This is a genomic window from Ensifer sp. Root423 (genome assembly GCF_001426275.1).
In the GTDB taxonomy this organism is placed as follows: domain Bacteria; phylum Pseudomonadota; class Alphaproteobacteria; order Rhizobiales; family Rhizobiaceae; genus Ensifer; species Ensifer adhaerens.
In genome coordinates this window covers 702,776-719,953 of sequence record NZ_LMEG01000001.1, presented here as the reverse complement: position 1 = coordinate 719,953, position 17,178 = coordinate 702,776, and the positions used below count along the sequence as shown (strand labels likewise).

The window sequence follows — 17,178 nt, the reverse complement described above, 5'->3', positions numbered from 1 at the left end:
TTGGCGCTGCGCGCGCCTTGTTAGCGCTGCGCGAAGCCCTGTTAGCGCTGTGCGACCGGGCGAACCAGCGGGGTCACACGGCGAATGGTGACGCGACGGTTCTGCTGTTCGGCGTCCTGGGTGCGAACCTTCAGGAAGCGCTCGCCATAGCCCTGGGTCGCCAGGTTTTCCGGCGGAATGCCGTAGACCTCGGTCAGCAGCGAGGCAACCGATTCGGCGCGCTTGTCGGAGAGCACCAGGTTTGAGCGGTCCGAGCCGACGGCATCGGTGTGGCCTTCGATGAAGAAGGTTTCACCCGGATCCTTGGCGAGGATCTTCTCCATCGCGGCTGCGACCTTGCGCATGGTCTTGGCCTGCGACATCGACACTTCGGCGCTGCCCGTCGGGAAGGTGATCGTGTCGAGGTCGACGCGGCGCACCTTGTCACGCAGGCGGGCGGAGTGGCGGACTTCGTCCATGGTGTAGACGCGCTCGACACGCTCGACCGGCGGCTCGGCCAGGAACTCGTAGTAGTCGCGATCCGGATCGTCGGAAACGTCGGCGATGTAGTCACGAACCGGGATGCGCAGGCGCATCGGCGGCAGTTCGTAGCCGACGTCGATGATCGCCGGACGCGGACCCTCGTCACGCTCGGGCGCATAGATCATCAGGTATTCGTTGCCGTCGCGGTCGACACGCGAGCGCTGCAGGATGTCGCCGTAACGGTTGTAGACGGTGACGATCCGGTAGCCGCCCGGACGCACGATGGTTTCGCGGGTACGACCGCGCGGAAGCTGATCGTAGTAAGTCTCTTCCGCATCGTAACGCAGGCGCGGACGGTCGTCGCCACGCACGAAGATCTGGTCGCCGACACCGAGGATCACCCGGTTGTCGACCTGCTCGACGATCTTTACCTCGGTGATGTTGTTGGTGATGTTGTTGACCGTCGTGTTGTTGTTGATCACCGTGTTGTTGATAACAGTGTTGTTGACGATGTTGGTCGTCTCCGGAACCACGAAGACCGGAGCCTCATCGACGCGCGTCCCCTTTTCGTTGAGGTTCGCTTCGATCTTCTGCGGTAGGTCGGCCGGCATCTCGGCAGCAATCGCAGCCTGCGCTGCGGCATCGTCGGCCGGCGGAGGGGCGTCCTCTTCCTTGGCGCGCAGTTCCTCACGCAGCTTCTGGCGCTCTTCGCGCGCCTGGTTGCCGCCGGCATTGTCGGCGTCCTTGTCGCTGTCGAGCACGGCAGCACCGTTTTCGACCGGCAGCACGACGGTTTCGTCGGTCGCGGCCGGATCATCGGCGATCTTCACCTTCTCTTCTTCCGTGCGGGTGTCGACCACTTCCGGAGCCGGCTGCTGCACCTGTGGCTGCTCGGCCGTTACCGGCTGCTCCGTGCCGGGCACGGGCTGACCTTCGCCGGTCTGCGGCTGCTCGGTACCCGGGACCGGCTGTCCCTCGCCCGTCTGTGGCTGTTCGGCACCAGGCACCGGCTGTCCCTCGCCCGTCTGCGGCTGTTCTGCACCAGGCACCGGCTGGCCCTCGCCAGTCTGCGGCTGCGGCTCGACGGCGGGAGCGGTTTCGCCACCAGCCTTCGGCTCTTCGGCAGCCTTCTGCTCTTCGGCAGCCTTCTGCTCGTCAGCAGCCTTCTGCTCGTCAGCGGCCTTCTGTTCGTCAGCAGCCTTCTGTTCGTCAGCGGCCTTCTGCTCTTCAGCGGCCTTCTGCTCGTCGGCGGCCTTCTGCTCTTCAGCGGCCTTCTGCTCTTCAGCGGCCTTCTGCTCTTCGGCGGCCTTCTGCTCTTCGGCAGCCTTCTGTTCGTCAGCGGCCTTCTGCTCGTCGGCGGCCTTCTGTTCCTCTGCAGCCTTCTGCTCTTCGGCCGCCTTCTGCTCTTCAGCAGCCTTGCGGGCAGCCTCTTCCTCAGCAGCCTTCTGCTGCTCGGCAGCCTGACGTGCCGCTTCTTCTTCAGCAGCCTTCTGCTGTTCGGCAGCTTGGCGTGCGGCTTCTTCTTCAGCAGCCTTCTGCTGTTCGGCAGCCTGGCGCGCAGCTTCTTCCTCAGCGGCCTTCTGCTGCTCGGCGGCCTGGCGCGCTGCCTCTTCTTCAGCGGCACGCTGCTGCTCGGCGGCCTGACGGGCAGCCTCTTCCTCAGCAGCACGCTGCTGCTCGGCAGCTTGGCGTGCAGCTTCTTCTTCAGCGGCGCGCTGCTGTTCGGCAGCCTGGCGCGCGGCTTCTTCTTCCGCCTGGCGCTGCTTCTGCAGCAGCAGTTCCTCGTCGGATTGGCCACCGCCCTCCTGTGCAACCTCGAATGGCTTCATCAGGCTGTCGGCCACCGCGGGCGGAACCGCCACGGACACCGACAGCACCGGCAGCGCGACGGTCGCGAACAGCTTGGATCGAATCGACATTTTGTCTTCCTTCCTCTTCCTGGGAGGTCCTGGCCCGCATCCTCTCGTCAACCTGTGACACGCTGAAGAAGAGAATGCGAACACGAATACTTACGGGGCCTTGACCCAAGGTTTCGGCTTTTTTGTGTTGGCCGCGAGACGCGCGGTCCAATGCAACGCCCAAACCGCGAACCGGTTCCTTGACAAGGGCTAGCGGAGGCAAGATTAACCGCCGCTGAACGCCCCGTTCATGTTTCTCCCGCGCGGAAAACCACAATCATCGGTCGAAACTTGATTCCCGTTGAGCGCCTTCGCTTTCCTGTTGATTTTTAGTGGAAAAGAGTACGAATATCGCCACAACCGGCGGCAGACGCCCCGGCTGAAATTGGCATCCGCGAAAAACAACAATGCCGGATGTCGACCAACAGAGAGGACTATCATGCGTATTTCCAAGCGGCTGGCAGCCGCCGCATCGGCTGCCGTTTTCGTGCTCATGGCAGGCTCGGCCATGGCCGACGGCGAAAAGGTCGTGATCGGCACGGAAGGCGCTTACCCGCCCTTCAACAACCTGGAAGCGGACGGCACGCTGACGGGCTTCGACATCGACATCGCCAAGGCGCTGTGCGTGGAAATGAAGGCCGAGTGCACTTTCGTGACGCAGGACTGGGACGGCATCATTCCGGCGCTCATCGCGAAGAAGTTCGACGCCATCATCGCGTCCATGTCGATCACCGCCGAGCGCAAGGAAAAGGTCGACTTCACCAACAAGTACTACAACACCCCGCCGGCAATCGTCGTGCCGAAGGATTCGCCGATCACCGAGGCAACCGCAGCCGCCCTTCAGGGCAAGGCGCTCGGCGCGCAAGGCTCGACCACCCATTCCAACTATGCCGAAGCGCATATGAAGGGTGCCGAAATCAAGCTTTATCCGACGGCTGATGAGTACAAGCTCGACATCGCCAACGGCCGTATCGATGCGGTCATCGACGACGTCGTCGTGCTCTCGGAATGGCTGAAGACCGCTGACGGCGCCTGCTGCAAGCTGCTCGGCACCTTGCCGATCGACCCTGTCATCAACGGCGACGGCGCCGGTATCGCGGTCCGCAAGGGCGACGATGCGCTGCGCGAGAAGTTCAACAAGGCGATCGAAGCGATCCGCGCCAACGGCAAGTACAAGGAAATCAACGAAAAGTACTTCCCATTCGACGTTTATGGCAGCTGATTGACGGTTTCCGGTGCGATTTCCTAGTGAATCATGCCGGAAAAACGTCGGTTGATGCGAAAATTGCAACGGCGGATGGCTTGCCCTTCCGCCGTTTTTGTTTGACAAGTGCCTAAAACAAAGCGCGATCGATACGCATAAAAACAGCGCAAAAGGGGAAATCTCTGACATGAGCGGGTTGTTTGCCGGCTTCTATTCCATCCTCTCCTGGATCGGATCGATCGTCGATCCATTCTGCGGCCCGGTCGGGGTCTTTACCTGGCTCGCACCTGGCACGCTTCTCGCCTGCGGTGACACCGGATGGGGCGACGATATCGCCCACGGCTTCGTCATTACCGCGAGCCTTGCCATCGCAACGCTGCCCGTCGGCCTGTTGATCGGCTTCTTCATCGCGCTGGGCAAGCAGTCCGAAGAGCGCACGGTTCGGCTCGCGTCGAACATTTACACGACGATCTTCCGCGGCCTGCCCGAACTGCTGACGCTCTTCATCGTCTATTACGGCTTGCAGATCCTCGTTCAACAACTGCTGGCATCGCTCGGCTACGACGGTCCGGTCGAGATCAATGCCTTCTTCGCCGGCATGATCGCACTCGGCGTCGTCTTCTCCGCCTATTGCTCGGAAGTGCTGCTGTCAGCCTTCAAGGCCATCCCGCATGGACAATACGAAGCCGGTGACGCCCTTGGCTTGCATCGCGGCCGCACCATGCGCCTCATCATCCTGCCGCAGCTCGTGCGCATCGCCCTGCCCGGTCTCGGCAATCTCTGGATGGCGCTGCTCAAGGATACTGCCCTCGTTTCGGTCGTCGGCCTGACCGACATCCTGCGCCAGACCGGCATTGCCGCCCGCGTGACCAAGCAGGCCTTCGAATTCTACGGTGTTGCCTGCGTGCTCTTCCTGATCCTCGCGATGATTTCCTCGATCGTCTTCTCCTACATTGAACGGCGAACCAAACGTGCGGAGATGGGCCGATGAGTGTCGTTGCAACGATGATCCCGCCGCAGGCGCCGCCGCCGGTTCCGCCGAAGCCCTACACGCTCACCCGCTTCGTCGGCAGCGTTGCGCTCGGCATCTGGCTGGCACTCGGCGTCGGTATCTTCCTGACCGTGGTCGGCGGCTGGGATCCGGACAAGTTTGCCAAATACGGCCCGCGCTTCATCAACGGCCTCGGCGTCACGTTGATGCTGGTCGGCCTTTCGATCGTCATGGGCGCCATCCTGTCGCTGCCGATCGCGTTTGCCCGCATGTCGATGAACAAGGTCCTGTCGTGGTTCGCCTACGGATACGTCTACTTCTTCCGCGGCACGCCGCTTCTGGCACAGCTCTTCCTCATCTACTACGGCCTCGGCAGCTTTCGCCCGCAGCTGGAAGCGGTCGGCCTGTGGTGGTTCTTCCGCGACGCGTGGAACTGCGCGATCTTCGCTTTCACGCTCAACACTGCGGCCTACCAGGCGGAAATCCTGCGCGGCGCGATCGAGAGCGTGCCGCGCGGCCAGCGCGAAGGCGCTGACGCGCTTGGCCTTCCCCAGCGCGTCGCCTTCTGGAAGATCATCCTGCCGCAGGCAATGATCGTGGCGCTGCGCCCCTACGGCAACGAGATCATCCTGATGATCAAGGGCTCGGCGATCGTCGCGATCGTCACCGTCTTCGATCTCATGGGCGAAACCCGCTATGCCTTCTCGCGTACCTTCGACTTCCAGATGTATATCTGGGCAGCCATTCTCTACCTCATCATGGTCGAGATCCTGCGCAACATCTGGAGCCTGCTGGAAGCGCGGCTGACCCGCCATCTGAAGCGATAGGGTTTCTACGTCGGTTTCGAACAAGCTTGGCAGCACTCCCTAAGAGAGGCTGCCAAGCTTTTGTTATTTCACGAGAAAGTTTCACTTCGGGACAAATATTAGCCCTTGATTAACAAATCAGGCGTTTCATCATAGGGACCAACCTTTGCGAGAAGTGAGGTCCACATGACGAACGAGATGGAACTTCAGCTCAAGGGCTACGGACTGACGACGGCGCAGATCCTCTATCACCTGCCCGACCATCCGGCCTTCCTGCAAACCTATATCTGGCAGCACTACGACATTGCGCCGGACTTCCCCGAAATGCGCAGCTTCCTGAAATTCTGGGAAGAGAAACTGGACGGGCCGCTGCATTCGGTGCGCTACGTGCACCGCAAGCTGATCTCGGCCACCGAATGGCGCGCACTGAAGGGCGAGCTCATTCTGCACTGAGAGCCGCCGACGGCGACCGCTCTCTGTCACCAGGAACCCTGGATCGGCGTGACGCCCGGCGCCCTCAGACATGCACCTCCCCATGCGCGAGTTCGCCTTCGCGCGGCTCCTTGTGCAGCGAGCCGTAGAGCACCAGCCCGTAAAACACGATGACACCAACAATCACCGGCCAGCCGGGCAAGGGACCGAGGGCCGCATTCTGGGCGACGTCCATCCAGGAGCGCACGTGGCCGAAGGGCTCGCCATTGGTGGAGATCTTCGGCGAGGAAATCTTCAGCGCCCAGGCAAGCAGCAGGATCAGGTACATCCAGCAGTAATTGCGCTGCAGCCGGCGGCAAAGCGCCTCGCGGTAGCTCATCAGGAAAGCGGGCTTGCGCAGGCTCTTGGCGATCGACGCCGCCCAATTGAGGTTCGGCGTGCCATCGGGCGCCAGGATCTGGGCGAAGTAGCCGCGCTCCAATTGCCGTACCCGGGCGCGATAGACGTCGAAGAAGCGATAGCGCCGGGCTTCGATCAGGAGCAAGAGCGTAATCAGCAGCATGGCGAAGAGCAGCACGCCATGATGCGACGACGGTGTGGACAGCGAGACCGAGAGCAGCGCCGCAACGACGGTGATTGCCCAGTTGGAGGTCCGGTCGATGCGGTCGCGCCAGCCGGCCATGCGCCCCATTTCGCCGCGATAATAGTGTACCACCGCGTTGATCTGCTCCTGCGACGTCTGCGGCAAGGGCGGGCCTTTCGGCTCCTTCGTTTCGGCGCTCAAGATCAGCGGCCCAAGCTCGGCGGACATCGGCATTCCTCCCGTCTTTTCTTATGCTTGCGATGATGACTCCTTTCCTGTCGCCGATAAATCCCGATGGCGCCGCATGGCGACGTTTTTCGTCCGGAAGGCCAAGGAAATCCTGCCACTGACCGCCAAAACGCCAGATCCACGCCCGCAAACCTTTCGCCGACGGCGATTGCCAAAAACCGGCTGCGGACGTAAGAAGCGCCCATGACCCAGAAAAGCACGAAAATCGACGAGGAAGCGCTGGCCGAGGCCTATAACCGCGCCCTCTCCCTGGAAAAGTCCGGCAAGTTCGATGCCGCGGCGCAAGCCTATGCCGAAGTGCTGGCGCTCGATCCGGAAGACCACGGCGGCGCTGCCGTGCGACTGGCTTCGATGGGACGCGGCGAAACGCCGGTGAAGGCGCCCGATGCCTATGTCGCCACGCTCTTCGACCAGCATGCCGAAGTCTTCGACAACGTGCTCGTCGACCAGCTCGGCTACTGCGTGCCGCTCCTCGTCCGCCAGCGCCTGCAGGCGCTTGAACTCGGGCCCTTCGACCGGGTGCTGGATCTCGGCTGTGGCACGGGCCTGACCGGCGGCGCGCTCCGCGACATGGCTGAAGACATCACCGGCGTCGACCTCTCCGAAAACATGGTCGAGATCGCCCACGAAAAAGACCTCTACGAGACGCTTTATGTTGCAGAGGCGGTCGACTTTCTCGACGACAATGACGACGAGCCCTTCGACCTGATCGTCGCCACCGACGTGCTTCCCTATATGGGCGCGCTCGAAGCGCTGTTTTTCGGCGCGGTCGACAACCTCGTCCCGGGCGGCCTGCTGATCTTCTCCAGCGAAACCCTGCCCGCAGAGACCTTCGCCGGCCGCAATTTCATGGTCGGCCCGCACCAGCGCTTTGCCCATGCCGAGAGCTACCTGCGCGACCGTCTCGCCGCCACCGGCTTCGAGATCGTCGAAGTCGGCGACATCACGGTGCGCCTGGAAGAAGGTGAGCCGATCGCCGGACATCTGGTGGTCGCACGCTTCAAGCCCTGATCGGGCCATGACAGCATCATGAGAAGGGAGCATCGCACGATGCTCCCTTCTCTCTTTTCCGCACCCGCGCCATCGGCTACACCAAGGCGAAAGCAATGGGAGTATTCGGAAAATGGCAAAGGTTGCATTCATCGGTCTCGGCGTCATGGGCTACCCCATGGCCGGTCACCTCAAGGTCCGCGGCGGTCACGAGCTGACGGTCTATAACCGCACCTTCGCCAAGGCCGAAAAGTGGGCGGCCGAGTTCGGTGGTCGCGCGGCGCGTACCCCGGCAGAGGCCGCCGATGGCGCCGATTTCGTCTTCTGCTGCGTCGGCAACGACGACGACCTGCGCTCTGTAACGACGGCCAAGGACGGCGCCTTCGAAAAGCTGGAGGCCAACGCCGTCTTCATCGACAACACCACGGCCTCCGCTGAGGTCGCCCGCGAACTCTACGAAGCGGCCAAGGCCCGCAATGCCCACTTCGTCGATGCCCCGGTCTCCGGCGGCCAGGCAGGCGCCGAAAACGGCGTTCTGACGGTGATGTGCGGCGGCGACGAAGCCGCCTTCGATCGCGCCAAGCCGGTCATTGAAGCCTTTGCCCGCATGGTCGGCCTGATGGGTCCGGCCGGTGCCGGCCAGATCACCAAGATGATCAACCAGATCTGCATTGCCGGCCTCGTCCAGGGGCTCGCCGAAGGCATCCACTTCGGCAAGAAGGCGGGTCTCGACATCGAGAAGGTCGTCGACGTCATCTCCAAGGGGGCAGCCGGCTCCTGGCAGATGGAAAACCGTCACAAGACGATGAATGCCGGCAAGTACGACTTCGGCTTCGCCGTCGACTGGATGCGCAAGGACCTCGACATCGTGCTCGCCGAAGCCCGCCGCAACGGCGCCAAGCTGCCGGTGACCGCGCTGGTCGACCAGTTCTACGGCGATGTGCAGGAAATGGGCGGCAACCGTTGGGATACGTCCTCGCTGCTCGCCCGCCTCGAAAAGTGAGCCTTAGCCCGTCCTCGACCGCGGGCGAGATCATCGCTCACCTGCGGTCTCTCGGCTCTGAAGACAATCTCGCCGGCATGGCGCGTTTCGGTATCGTCACCGACGCCGCCATCGGGCTTTCCAACGTCGAGCTTCACAAGATCACCCGGCTGGTGAAGACCGATCACCGCCGGGCGCTGGCGCTCTGGCAAACCGGCATTCGCGAGGCGCGCATCCTGGCCGCCTTCACCGCCGATCCGAAAGTACTGACGCTCGACGAGGCGCGCCTTTGGGCGGAAGATTGCAATTCCTGGGAAGTGGTCGATACCGTCGCCGACCTTTTTATTGCCGCGCGCTTCGAGCGCGAACTGATTCCGGAATTTGCCGCCGACGAACGGGAATTCGTCCGCCGCATCGCCTTTGCGATGATCGCGACGGCTGCGGTTCACCTGAAGAAAGAACCGGACGCAGCGCTTCTCGGCTGGCTGCCGTTGATCGAGCAGCATTCCGGCGACGAGCGCAACTTCGTGAAGAAAGCGGTCAACTGGGCGCTCCGGCAGATCGGCAAGCGCAACGCCGCCTGCCACGGCCCGGCCCTTGCGCTTGCGAAGCGACTGGCGGAAAGCTCGAACCGCGCCGCCCGCTGGACGGGCAAGGACGCGGTTCGCGAACTGTCGAACGACAAGATCCTGGCAAGGCTTGGCCTCGCCTGAGTCTGCTAGCTGAGGTCAGTCCTCGCTGGACTTCGCCTGGTCGATCATCATGTAGTCGAGCGGCAGCTCGGTCGTATACTTGATCTGCTCCATGGCGAAGACGGAGGAAACGTCGCGGATCTCGATCTTGGCGATCATGCGCTTGTAGAAGGCGTCATAAGCGGCGATGTCAGGCACGACGACACGCAGCAGATAGTCCACGTCGCCACTCATGCGGTAGAACTCGACGACTTCCGGAAATTCGGACACGACCTCGGAGAAGCGGCGCAACCACTCCATCGAATGGGAGTTCGTACGGATCGACACGAAGACCGTGACCTTGGTGTTGATCTTCACCGGATCGAGCAGCGCGACGCGGCGGCGGATGACGCCGTCCTCTTCCATCTTCTGGATACGCCGCCAGCACGGCGTGGTCGAAAGCCCGACCTTCTTGGCAAGGTCGGCAACGGCCAGCGTGGAATCCTCCTGCAGCAGGCGCAGGATTTTGCGGTCTAGGCGATCCATAAAAGTCCCTCTCGAATTATTTTTCCCTCTATAGCGCGAAATTGATGAAGATAAAGAAAATTGTTTCAGTTCGTGAGAACGAAAACACGTTCGCGCAAGAAGGGCAGTACGTCCGCTTCGAACCAGGGATTTCGCTTCAGCCAGCCGGTGTTGCGCCAGCTCGGATGCGGCAACGGCAGGATCGCCGGCACGGCGTTGCGCATCGCGTAGCGCCGCCAGTTCTTCACCGTCTCGGTCATCGATTTCGGACAGTCCGGGCCGATATGCCAGCGTTGCGCATAGTGGCCGATCGCCAGCACCAGCTCCACCTGCGGCATCTGCTCCATCACCCGGTGGCGCCAAAGCGGCGCGCATTCGCGCCGCGGAGGCAAGTCGCTGCCATGCGCGTCATAGCCCGGAAAGCAAAAACCCATCGGCACGATCGCGAATTTCTCCGGATCGTAGAAGCTCTCGCGATCGACAGCCAGCCATTGCCGCAGCCGATCGCCGGACGCATCGTTGAACGGCAGACCGCTGTCATGCACGCGCAGTCCGGGCGCCTGCCCGGCGATCAGGATGCGCGCCGCGGTGGAGATCACCGCCACCGGCCGCGGCTCGTGCGGCAGCCGGTCGGCCTCGCCACGCAGCGGGCTGTCGCGACAGATGCGACAGGCCGCAATTTCCGCCCGCAACCGTTCGAGGTGAGCAATGCGGTCGTCAGGCATCGGCGATACCGGAAAAAAGTGCGGTCAGGCGTTCGAGCAGCCAGCTGCGGATCGCCGCAAGCCAGCCATCGATGAGGTGCGGCCCCTCGTCGGGATGACCGTTCGTCCGGCGCCACTCCTGCGGTTTCACGAACTCGCCGGCCCAGAGCCCGCGCTGCTCCCGTTCTGCCCTTGCCTCCTCAGCCTCATAGCGCCCGTAGCTCACCGCATAGCCCGAAAGCACCATCTCGCGCCCGACATCGCGGTGGGCAGCATCGCAAACGCCGAGCTCGCGGCCGTATTTGTCCCGGCCGTGAAACCGACAGCGCACATCACCTGCCGAGACGAGCGCCCGCAATCTGTCGCGCGCCTCGCGGCCGCAGTCCCAGGCGACGCCGTCGCGCCTGCAGGTCTGGTCGAGCTCCGGCGCGTCGATACCCTCGATGCGGACGCGTTTACCGTCGATCCGCAGGCTGTCGCCGTCGCTCGCGATCGCCGCGCCCCGTGCCGAACCGGTCGCAGATCGCTCTCCGACGGGCAGCCTGTCGGCGACAAAGGCGCCGATCGCCAAGAGGATGAGAATGATCCATCCGCCGGCCATGCCGCCACGTCCGCCGGACGGCGCATGACCGCGGGACCTGCCGCGGCCCTTGGGAAACCGATATGTCGTCCGTCCGAATTTCACGCCTGCCCTAACCTCGATTGCCGCGGGACTGCCTCGCAGACCAGCGCGTCATAAACATGGTCGATTCCAAAAGATTAGAGAAGGAACCTCACACGCAGCGCGATCCATCACGACCTGAACACGGCTGCGCCACAATGGTTGTCGAATCCTTCACGCACCGCAGCAACTTCTTAAGGATTGCTCACTAGACTGCAACGCAATCGCAACCGTCGCATATGAGCATGAGTATCGCTGCCAGCACATCGACCGATAAGATTATCGTCGACAAATCGCGTAGCCATCGAAACAAGGCCGTTTCGAGGACGGTCCGCGCGACGCGTGAGCGGCTGCAGACAGGCTCGTCGGTGCCCTCGGGCTTCGAGCGCGAGATGCTCAATCTCTACATCGACAGTGCTCTGCATGGCGCGATCGCCATTCCGGTGCTTGTTACGCTGATTGCGGCGGTCGGCATCTATCTCTCCGGCAATCTCGGTTTCGTCCTCTGGGCGGTCATGACGCTCTCGGCCCATGCCGTCACGCTCTTCTTTGCGCGCAAGGCACGCCGGGAAGACATCAGCGCCGAGAAGGTTCCGGTCTGGCGCCGCCGCTTCCTGCTCGGCCAGGTGCTGATGGGCCTCTGCTGGGCGACCTTCGTCACACAGGATTGCGCGAGCTGCGGCAACGTGCGCTTCGGCTTCTTCGAGGGCACGGTGCTGCTGGTCGCGCTTGCTGCGACCGCCATGGGCACGTTCCTGCTGCGCAATGCGCTCCTTTACACTTTCGCCCCGGTCGTGGCAGCCCTCGCCTTTGCATCGCTCACGACCGGCGACGTGATCTATATGGGGCTCACCGGCGTCATCTCGCTGTCGCTGCTCTTTCTGGTGCTGATGACGGATCGCATGAACCGCGCAAGCGTGCACATCCTCTCCGTTCAATCGGAAAAGGACGACCTGATCGCGGAACTCGAAGTTGCAAAGTCGATGTCCGACGAAGCCCGCCGGCGTGCCGAAGAGGCAAACCTCGCCAAGTCGCGCTTCCTCGCATCCATGTCGCACGAGCTGCGCACGCCGCTGAACGCCATTCTCGGCTTCTCCGAGGTGATGTCGACAGAGGTTCTGGGCCCGCTCAGCAACCCGACCTACAAGGAATACACCAACGACATCCACCGCTCTGGCGAGCACCTGCTGAACCTCATCAACGAGATCCTCGACCTGTCGCGCATCGAGGCCGGCCGCTACGACCTCAACGAGGATTCGGTCAGCCTGGTCGATATTGCCGAGGATTGCATCGGCATGGTGCAACTGAAGGCCCGCGCCAAGAACATCACCATCCACCAGCAGTTCGAACACGGCATGCCCTCGGTCTGGATCGACGAAAAGTCGATGCGCCAGGTCATTCTCAATCTGCTGTCGAATGCCGTGAAGTTCACCAATACCGGCGGCGAAGTCACCTTCAAGGTCGGCTGGACCGCGGGCGGCGGCCAGTATCTCTCGATCAAGGACAACGGCCCCGGCATTCCCGAGGAAGAAATCCCGATCGTGCTCTCGGCCTTCGGCCAGGGCTCGATCGCCATCAAGAGTGCCGAACAGGGCACGGGCCTCGGCCTGCCGATCGTCCAGGCCATCCTCGCCAAGCACAATGGCGAATTCATCCTGCGCTCGAAGCTGCGCGAAGGTACAGAGGCGATCGCCATCCTGCCGGCGCGCCGCGTGCTCGAAAGCCTGCCGGCGATCGAGGATGTCGCAGCCCCGGTTCGCCGCCGCAAGAGCTTCGCCTGATCCATGCACATCGAAACGCAGCGCCTCAGGCTTCGGGCCTGGGAAGGACGCGATATCGCGCCTTTCGCTCTTGCCAATGCCGATCCCGAAGTCCGGCGCTACTATTATCCGGCCATTCTGACGCGCAACGAAACGGCAACGATGATTGCCGACTGCGCCCGCCATCTCGCCGATCGCGGATTCGGCTTCCTCGCCGTTGAACGCAAATCCGATGGTGCGCTGATCGGCGGTCTCGGCCTTTCTGAGGCTGGAGACGAAATCCCCGGCGGACCGCATGTCGAAATCGGCTGGATCCTTGCCCGCCCGTACTGGCGGCAAGGATACGCGCTGGAAGCGGCGAGCGCCTGCCTGGACCATGCATGGCGCACACTCGGCCTTGCCGAGGTTATCGGCTATACCTCGCGCATCAACCAGCCTTCGCGGGCGCTGATGGAAAGATTGGGCATGCGCTCGGATCCGGCTGATGATTTCGACGACGTCACGGTACCCGGGGGCAACCCGCTGCGTCCGCATGTGCTTTATCGGGTGAAGGCGCCGGCCCGCTAGCCGGTCAGTTCATGAAGCCGTCGAAGATCACGACATAGGCGGCATAGACACCGTTGGCGACAATCAGGCAGAGGCAGGCGAAGGAGCCGAGATCCTTGGCGTTCTTACCCATTTCCGAGATTTCGGGAGAAACGCGATCGACAATTTCCTCGATTGCCGTGTTGATCGCCTCGAAGGCCATCATCAGCAGGAACAGGATCGCCATCGCCACATATTGGAAGAAGGTTGCGCCGACGATGATGAAAGCGATCATCGCGGCGGCAAAGGCGATCAGCTCGTGGCGAAAGGCAGCCTCGCCGATCAGCCGCTTGGCGCCGCCGAGCGAATAGCTCGCAGCGGCAAAGAGATGCCGAATGCCGGTCTGCTTCTCGACAGGACCCGTCTGTCCAATGCGGTGCGTGGTGTTCTTGGCGTCCATTTCGTCTCGACAGGGCTTGAAACTGTGCTTGCTTCGACATCGTGATTGAGGCGAATGCAAGGCGGTCTCGGTTGCAGGCACCCAAGACTATAGCTAGGGCGCGCATTTGCGCTTTGGATAGGCGAGAAGGACGCATCCATCAAGGCCCGGCACGCGACAGCTTCGCGCCCGTGACAGGCCTTGGACAGAAACCGGCCGGCCTTCCTGCAAAGCCCGGCCGGAACTTCACTATTCCTTGTTGCTGACGCCGGCCTGGGCAAAGGTCGCCATGCCGCTGTGGCAAGCGGCCGCCGCCTTGACGATACCGGCGGCAAGGGCCGCGCCCGTGCCTTCGCCAAGCCGCATGCCGAGTGCCAGCAGCGGCGTCTTGCCGAGCTTCTCGATCGCGCGCAGATGCCCCGGTTCGCCCGAAACATGGCCGATCAGGCAATGGTCGAGGGCCGACGGGTTGGCCGCCTTCAGGATCGAAGCCGCAGCGGTCGCCACGTAGCCGTCGATGATGACAGGTACCTTCTGGACGCGGGCGGCCAGGATGGCGCCAGCCATGGCCGCGATCTCACGACCGCCGAGGCGACGCATCAGTTCGAGCGGATCGGACAGGTGATCGCGATGCAGCGCCACGGCCTTTTCGACCGCGGCGATCTTGCGCTTCAGCACCTCGCCCTCGGAGCCGGTACCCGGACCGACCCATTCTTCGGCCGTGCCACCATAAAGGCCGAGATTGATCGCGGCCGCGATCGTGGTGTTGCCGATGCCCATTTCGCCGATGCACAGAAGATCCGTGCCGCCGGCAATCGCCTCCATGCCAAAGGCCATGGTCGCGGCGCAATCGCGCTCGGACAGCGCGGCTTCCTCGGTGATATCACCGGTCGGGTATTCGAGTGCGAGGTCGAAGACCTTCAGCCCGAGGTCGTGGCTGACGCAGATCTGGTTGATCGCAGCGCCACCGGCGGCAAAATTCTCGACCATCTGTGCGGTGACGGATGACGGGAACGGGGTCACCCCCTGGCGGGTGACGCCGTGGTTGCCGGCAAAGATCGCCACCAGCGGCCGGTTGACCACCGGCGCCTTGCCCGTCCAGGCGGCGAGCCAGAAGGCGATTTCCTCGAGGCGGCCGAGCGCGCCCGGCGGCTTCGTCAGCTGGGCGTCCCGCTCCCGCGCGGCAACGAGGGCTGCCGCATCCGGGCCCGGCAGGTTGCGCAACAATTCGCGAAAATCATCAAACGGCAGGCCGCTGGCACTCATGGGAGGAATCCTTGCATCATCGTGAAGCTCTATCTACGCCCCTCATAGAGGGCGCCGAAAATTCGGGCAACGACATTTGCGCCAATCGGCGTCGCCGTCTCGATCCGCGAGCGGTCGCAGACGGCCTATGAAAGGTCTGGGAAAAGTGTGCGCGGCCCTCGCGGGTGCGCCCGCCCGGCTTGCGAGACTCGCCGCAGTCGGCGAGTTTGGCAGCGGCCGGGTCAATGGCCGCAACCTTGGAGGAGCCATGGGCTTCGTTGGCGATTTCTGTGACGATGTGGCGCGGTCGATCGGCTTTCTCAGCCGCATCCCGATGCCTGCGCGTCATTTCGAAGGTTATGACGGGCGCTTGAGCCGTGCCGTGCGCGCCTTCCCGTTCGCCGGCCTGGCGATCGCACTGCCATCGGCGGCCGTCGCCATGGCCCTCATGGCGCTGCAGGTGAGCTCGCTCTTTGCCGCCTTTGTCGTCGTCGCCATCCAGGCGCTTGTCACCGGCGCACTGCACGAAGACGGGCTTGGCGACACGGCCGATGGCTTTGGCGGCGGTCGCGACCGCGAAGCGGCGCTTGCGATCATGAAGGACAGCCGCATCGGCACCTATGCGGCCGTCGCCCTCATCCTCTCCTTCGGCCTGCGCGTCTCGGCGTTCGCCTCGATCCTGCCGCTCTTTTCGCCGCTGGGCGCCGCCATGGCGATCCTTGGCGCAGCGTGCCTCAGCCGCGCCGCCATGGTCTGGCACTGGTCGTCGCTTCCGCCGGCGCGCAGCAGCGGCGTCGCGGCCTCGGCTGGCGAGCCGGAACCGGCGGCCACGCGCTTCGCGCTTGCCTTCGGACTTCTTGTCGCAATGCTGCTCTTCTATCTCGCGCAGGTCCCGGCGCTCGGCGTCATCGCGGCGCTCGTCGCATTCCTTGCCACGGTCAAGGGCTTCGCTCGGCTGGCGATGCGCAAGATCGGCGGACAAACGGGCGACACGATCGGGGCGACGCAGCAACTGACCGAAATCGCCGTGCTCGGTGCCCTTGCGCTGACGGTTTGAAACATCGATATATCAAGGGAAAACTGAGCACGCCCATGGAATCTCCCTGCATTCTCGTCTGTTCGATCGATGACAAGACCGGCTACTGTTTCGGCTGCGGCCGTACCCGCGACGAAGTCGGACGCTGGACGCTCTATACCGATGCCGAACGCCGCGCGATCATGAGCGCGTTGCCTGCACGGCTTGAGACCGTCGAACGCAAGCCGCGGCGCGAAACCCGACGCACGCGCATGGCGAGGGAACGCGGCGAAGCATGACCCGTCTTGCCATCCTGCTCTCGATCCTGGCCATCGGCCTCATCCTGCTGATCATCAACCACGACACCGGCCGCACCATGGGGCTTGCCAATGACCAGTTCGGGCAACTGGTCTCGCTCGGCGCCATCGCCACGCTGATCGGCGCCGGCATCCTGCAGAGCCGCCACCGCTTCGGCGAAGGCCTGCGTCAGATCGCCATCTGGCTCTTCGTCGTTCTGGCGCTGGTCTCGGCCTATGTCTACCGCTTCGAGTTGGAGGGCTTCGGTAACCGCCTGCTCGCCGGCCTCATCCCCGGCCGCGCCACCATCATCACTGACAGCGAGGGACAGCAGGAAGTGGTGCTGCAGAAGATGCTGAACGGTCATTTCGAGACCACTGCGACGGTCGACGGCAAGGACATCAGCATGCTGGTCGATACCGGCGCCAGCAACATCGCGCTCACCTATGAAGATGCGGAAAAGATCGGCCTCGACCCGGCCAACCTCAACTTTATCGTCACGGTCATGACAGCCAATGGCCGGGCCCAGGCAGCCCCCGTGATGCTTCAGGAGATCTCGATCGGCCCGATCACCCGCCGCAACATCGGCGCAACGGTCGCAGCCAAGGGCAAGCTCGATCAGAGCCTGCTCGGCATGAGCTTCCTGTCGACGCTGGAGATGCTGCAGATGCGTACCGACGAGCTGCGTCTGCGCGACTGACCGGCATCGGCCCCGGCGCGCGGTCGTGCCACGCATAGA

19 protein-coding genes are annotated in these 17,178 nt (G+C 63.1%); 12 read left to right on the top strand and 7 right to left on the bottom strand.

Annotation, left to right across the window (positions count from 1 at the left end; translation table 11 throughout):
- Positions 1-41: 41 nt before the first annotated feature.
- Positions 42-2,381: an OmpA family protein gene (locus tag ASD01_RS03605; protein WP_034795137.1), complete on the bottom strand. Its 2,340-nt coding sequence runs from the start codon at positions 2,379-2,381 to the stop codon at positions 42-44.
- 418 nt (positions 2,382-2,799) lie between these two features.
- On the opposite strand from ASD01_RS03605, the gene ASD01_RS03600 reads away from it, so the two are divergent.
- The 4 genes from ASD01_RS03600 (at position 2,800) to ASD01_RS03585 (ending at position 5,814) form a co-directional block, all read left to right on the top strand.
- Positions 2,800-3,582 (top strand): ABC transporter substrate-binding protein, encoded by a 783-nt coding sequence (locus tag ASD01_RS03600; protein WP_034795139.1) that lies wholly within the window; start codon positions 2,800-2,802, stop codon positions 3,580-3,582.
- A gap of 169 nt (positions 3,583-3,751) precedes the next feature.
- Entirely contained in the window at positions 3,752-4,555 is an 804-nt protein-coding gene (locus tag ASD01_RS03595) for an ABC transporter permease (protein WP_034795142.1), read from the top strand.
- The gene (locus tag ASD01_RS03590) at positions 4,552-5,382 is read left to right on the top strand and encodes an ABC transporter permease (protein ID WP_034795145.1); all 831 of its coding nucleotides are present in this window, start codon (positions 4,552-4,554) and stop codon (positions 5,380-5,382) included. The genes ASD01_RS03595 and ASD01_RS03590 overlap by 4 nt, the downstream gene beginning before the upstream one ends.
- 165 nt (positions 5,383-5,547) lie before the next feature.
- Positions 5,548-5,814, top strand: a complete 267-nt coding sequence (locus ASD01_RS03585; RefSeq protein WP_034795148.1) for an usg protein — start codon at positions 5,548-5,550, stop codon at positions 5,812-5,814.
- A 64-nt stretch (positions 5,815-5,878) separates the two neighbouring features.
- Here ASD01_RS03585 and ASD01_RS03580 read toward each other — a convergent pair whose 3' ends face one another.
- Positions 5,879-6,604 (bottom strand): DUF2270 domain-containing protein, encoded by a 726-nt coding sequence (locus tag ASD01_RS03580; protein WP_034795151.1) that lies wholly within the window; start codon positions 6,602-6,604, stop codon positions 5,879-5,881.
- Positions 6,605-6,808: 204 nt separating this feature from the next.
- Here ASD01_RS03580 and ASD01_RS03575 point away from each other — a divergent pair, with 204 nt between their 5' ends.
- The 3 genes from ASD01_RS03575 to ASD01_RS03565 all read left to right on the top strand — a co-directional run bounded on the left by ASD01_RS03575 (position 6,809) and on the right by ASD01_RS03565 (position 9,310).
- On the top strand, positions 6,809-7,636 hold the full coding sequence (locus ASD01_RS03575; protein WP_034795154.1) for a class I SAM-dependent DNA methyltransferase: 828 nt from the start codon (positions 6,809-6,811) through the stop codon (positions 7,634-7,636).
- Between the two features lie 112 nt (positions 7,637-7,748).
- Complete coding sequence (locus tag ASD01_RS03570; RefSeq protein WP_034795156.1) at positions 7,749-8,618, top strand: NAD(P)-dependent oxidoreductase; 870 nt, start codon at positions 7,749-7,751, stop codon at positions 8,616-8,618.
- Complete coding sequence (locus ASD01_RS03565) at positions 8,615-9,310, top strand: DNA alkylation repair protein (protein ID WP_034795159.1); 696 nt, start codon at positions 8,615-8,617, stop codon at positions 9,308-9,310. The genes ASD01_RS03570 and ASD01_RS03565 overlap by 4 nt, the downstream gene beginning before the upstream one ends.
- 15 nt (positions 9,311-9,325) lie before the next feature.
- Here the strand turns inward: ASD01_RS03565 and ASD01_RS03560 are convergent, their stop codons facing one another.
- The 3 genes from ASD01_RS03560 to ASD01_RS03550 form a co-directional block, all read right to left on the bottom strand.
- Positions 9,326-9,814 carry an Lrp/AsnC family transcriptional regulator gene (locus ASD01_RS03560; protein WP_034795162.1) on the bottom strand — a complete coding sequence of 163 codons (489 nt, stop codon included), beginning with the start codon at positions 9,812-9,814 and terminating at the stop codon, positions 9,326-9,328.
- A gap of 65 nt (positions 9,815-9,879) precedes the next feature.
- Positions 9,880-10,518 (bottom strand): uracil-DNA glycosylase family protein, encoded by a 639-nt coding sequence (locus tag ASD01_RS03555; protein ID WP_034795165.1) that lies wholly within the window; start codon positions 10,516-10,518, stop codon positions 9,880-9,882.
- Positions 10,511-11,098, bottom strand: a complete 588-nt coding sequence (locus ASD01_RS03550) for a thermonuclease family protein (RefSeq protein ID WP_034795169.1) — start codon at positions 11,096-11,098, stop codon at positions 10,511-10,513. Before ASD01_RS03550 ends, ASD01_RS03555 begins: the two co-directional genes overlap by 8 nt.
- Positions 11,099-11,403: 305 nt before the next feature.
- Between ASD01_RS03550 and ASD01_RS03545 the strand changes: the two genes are divergently transcribed.
- A complete protein-coding gene (locus ASD01_RS03545) occupies positions 11,404-12,939 on the top strand; it encodes a sensor histidine kinase (RefSeq protein ID WP_034795304.1) in 1,536 nt (511 codons plus the stop codon).
- 3 nt (positions 12,940-12,942) lie between these two features.
- The gene (locus tag ASD01_RS03540; protein WP_034795172.1) at positions 12,943-13,485 is read left to right on the top strand and encodes a GNAT family N-acetyltransferase; all 543 of its coding nucleotides are present in this window, start codon (positions 12,943-12,945) and stop codon (positions 13,483-13,485) included.
- Positions 13,486-13,489: 4 nt separating this feature from the next.
- Here ASD01_RS03540 and ASD01_RS03535 read toward each other — a convergent pair whose 3' ends face one another.
- Positions 13,490-13,903 carry a diacylglycerol kinase gene (locus tag ASD01_RS03535; RefSeq protein ID WP_034795175.1) on the bottom strand — a complete coding sequence of 138 codons (414 nt, stop codon included), beginning with the start codon at positions 13,901-13,903 and terminating at the stop codon, positions 13,490-13,492.
- 228 nt (positions 13,904-14,131) lie between these two features.
- Positions 14,132-15,148 carry a nicotinate-nucleotide--dimethylbenzimidazole phosphoribosyltransferase gene (gene cobT, locus ASD01_RS03530; RefSeq protein ID WP_034795180.1) on the bottom strand — a complete coding sequence of 339 codons (1,017 nt, stop codon included), beginning with the start codon at positions 15,146-15,148 and terminating at the stop codon, positions 14,132-14,134.
- A 247-nt stretch (positions 15,149-15,395) separates the two neighbouring features.
- Here cobT and ASD01_RS03525 point away from each other — a divergent pair, with 247 nt between their 5' ends.
- The 3 genes from ASD01_RS03525 to ASD01_RS03515 are packed head-to-tail and all read left to right on the top strand — an operon-like array spanning position 15,396 to position 17,139.
- The gene (locus tag ASD01_RS03525) at positions 15,396-16,184 is read left to right on the top strand and encodes an adenosylcobinamide-GDP ribazoletransferase (RefSeq protein ID WP_034795183.1); all 789 of its coding nucleotides are present in this window, start codon (positions 15,396-15,398) and stop codon (positions 16,182-16,184) included.
- A 35-nt stretch (positions 16,185-16,219) separates the two neighbouring features.
- The gene (locus ASD01_RS03520) at positions 16,220-16,441 is read left to right on the top strand and encodes a DUF1289 domain-containing protein (protein ID WP_034795186.1); all 222 of its coding nucleotides are present in this window, start codon (positions 16,220-16,222) and stop codon (positions 16,439-16,441) included.
- Positions 16,438-17,139 carry a retropepsin-like aspartic protease family protein gene (locus ASD01_RS03515; protein WP_034795190.1) on the top strand — a complete coding sequence of 234 codons (702 nt, stop codon included), beginning with the start codon at positions 16,438-16,440 and terminating at the stop codon, positions 17,137-17,139. Before ASD01_RS03520 ends, ASD01_RS03515 begins: the two co-directional genes overlap by 4 nt.
- Positions 17,140-17,178 lie beyond the last annotated feature (39 nt).

Excerpts from the sequence above, each read along its gene's own strand:
- ASD01_RS03605 (WP_034795137.1), bottom strand. The coding sequence starts at position 2,381 with ATGTCGATTCGATCCAAGCTGTTCGCGACCGTCGCGCTGCCGGTGCTG.
- ASD01_RS03600 (WP_034795139.1), top strand. The coding sequence starts at position 2,800 with ATGCGTATTTCCAAGCGGCTGGCAGCCGCCGCATCGGCTGCCGTTTTC.
- ASD01_RS03595 (WP_034795142.1), top strand. The coding sequence starts at position 3,752 with ATGAGCGGGTTGTTTGCCGGCTTCTATTCCATCCTCTCCTGGATCGGA.
- ASD01_RS03590 (WP_034795145.1), top strand. The coding sequence starts at position 4,552 with ATGAGTGTCGTTGCAACGATGATCCCGCCGCAGGCGCCGCCGCCGGTT.
- ASD01_RS03585 (WP_034795148.1), top strand. The coding sequence starts at position 5,548 with ATGACGAACGAGATGGAACTTCAGCTCAAGGGCTACGGACTGACGACG.
- ASD01_RS03580 (WP_034795151.1), bottom strand. The coding sequence starts at position 6,604 with ATGTCCGCCGAGCTTGGGCCGCTGATCTTGAGCGCCGAAACGAAGGAG.
- ASD01_RS03575 (WP_034795154.1), top strand. The coding sequence starts at position 6,809 with ATGACCCAGAAAAGCACGAAAATCGACGAGGAAGCGCTGGCCGAGGCC.
- ASD01_RS03570 (WP_034795156.1), top strand. The coding sequence starts at position 7,749 with ATGGCAAAGGTTGCATTCATCGGTCTCGGCGTCATGGGCTACCCCATG.
- ASD01_RS03560 (WP_034795162.1), bottom strand. The coding sequence starts at position 9,814 with ATGGATCGCCTAGACCGCAAAATCCTGCGCCTGCTGCAGGAGGATTCC.
- ASD01_RS03555 (WP_034795165.1), bottom strand. The coding sequence starts at position 10,518 with ATGCCTGACGACCGCATTGCTCACCTCGAACGGTTGCGGGCGGAAATT.
- ASD01_RS03550 (WP_034795169.1), bottom strand. The coding sequence starts at position 11,098 with ATGGCCGGCGGATGGATCATTCTCATCCTCTTGGCGATCGGCGCCTTT.
- ASD01_RS03545 (WP_034795304.1), top strand. The coding sequence starts at position 11,404 with ATGAGTATCGCTGCCAGCACATCGACCGATAAGATTATCGTCGACAAA.
- ASD01_RS03540 (WP_034795172.1), top strand. The coding sequence starts at position 12,943 with ATGCACATCGAAACGCAGCGCCTCAGGCTTCGGGCCTGGGAAGGACGC.
- ASD01_RS03535 (WP_034795175.1), bottom strand. The coding sequence starts at position 13,903 with ATGGACGCCAAGAACACCACGCACCGCATTGGACAGACGGGTCCTGTC.
- cobT (WP_034795180.1), bottom strand. The coding sequence starts at position 15,148 with ATGAGTGCCAGCGGCCTGCCGTTTGATGATTTTCGCGAATTGTTGCGC.
- ASD01_RS03525 (WP_034795183.1), top strand. The coding sequence starts at position 15,396 with ATGGGCTTCGTTGGCGATTTCTGTGACGATGTGGCGCGGTCGATCGGC.
- ASD01_RS03520 (WP_034795186.1), top strand. The coding sequence starts at position 16,220 with ATGGAATCTCCCTGCATTCTCGTCTGTTCGATCGATGACAAGACCGGC.
- ASD01_RS03515 (WP_034795190.1), top strand. The coding sequence starts at position 16,438 with ATGACCCGTCTTGCCATCCTGCTCTCGATCCTGGCCATCGGCCTCATC.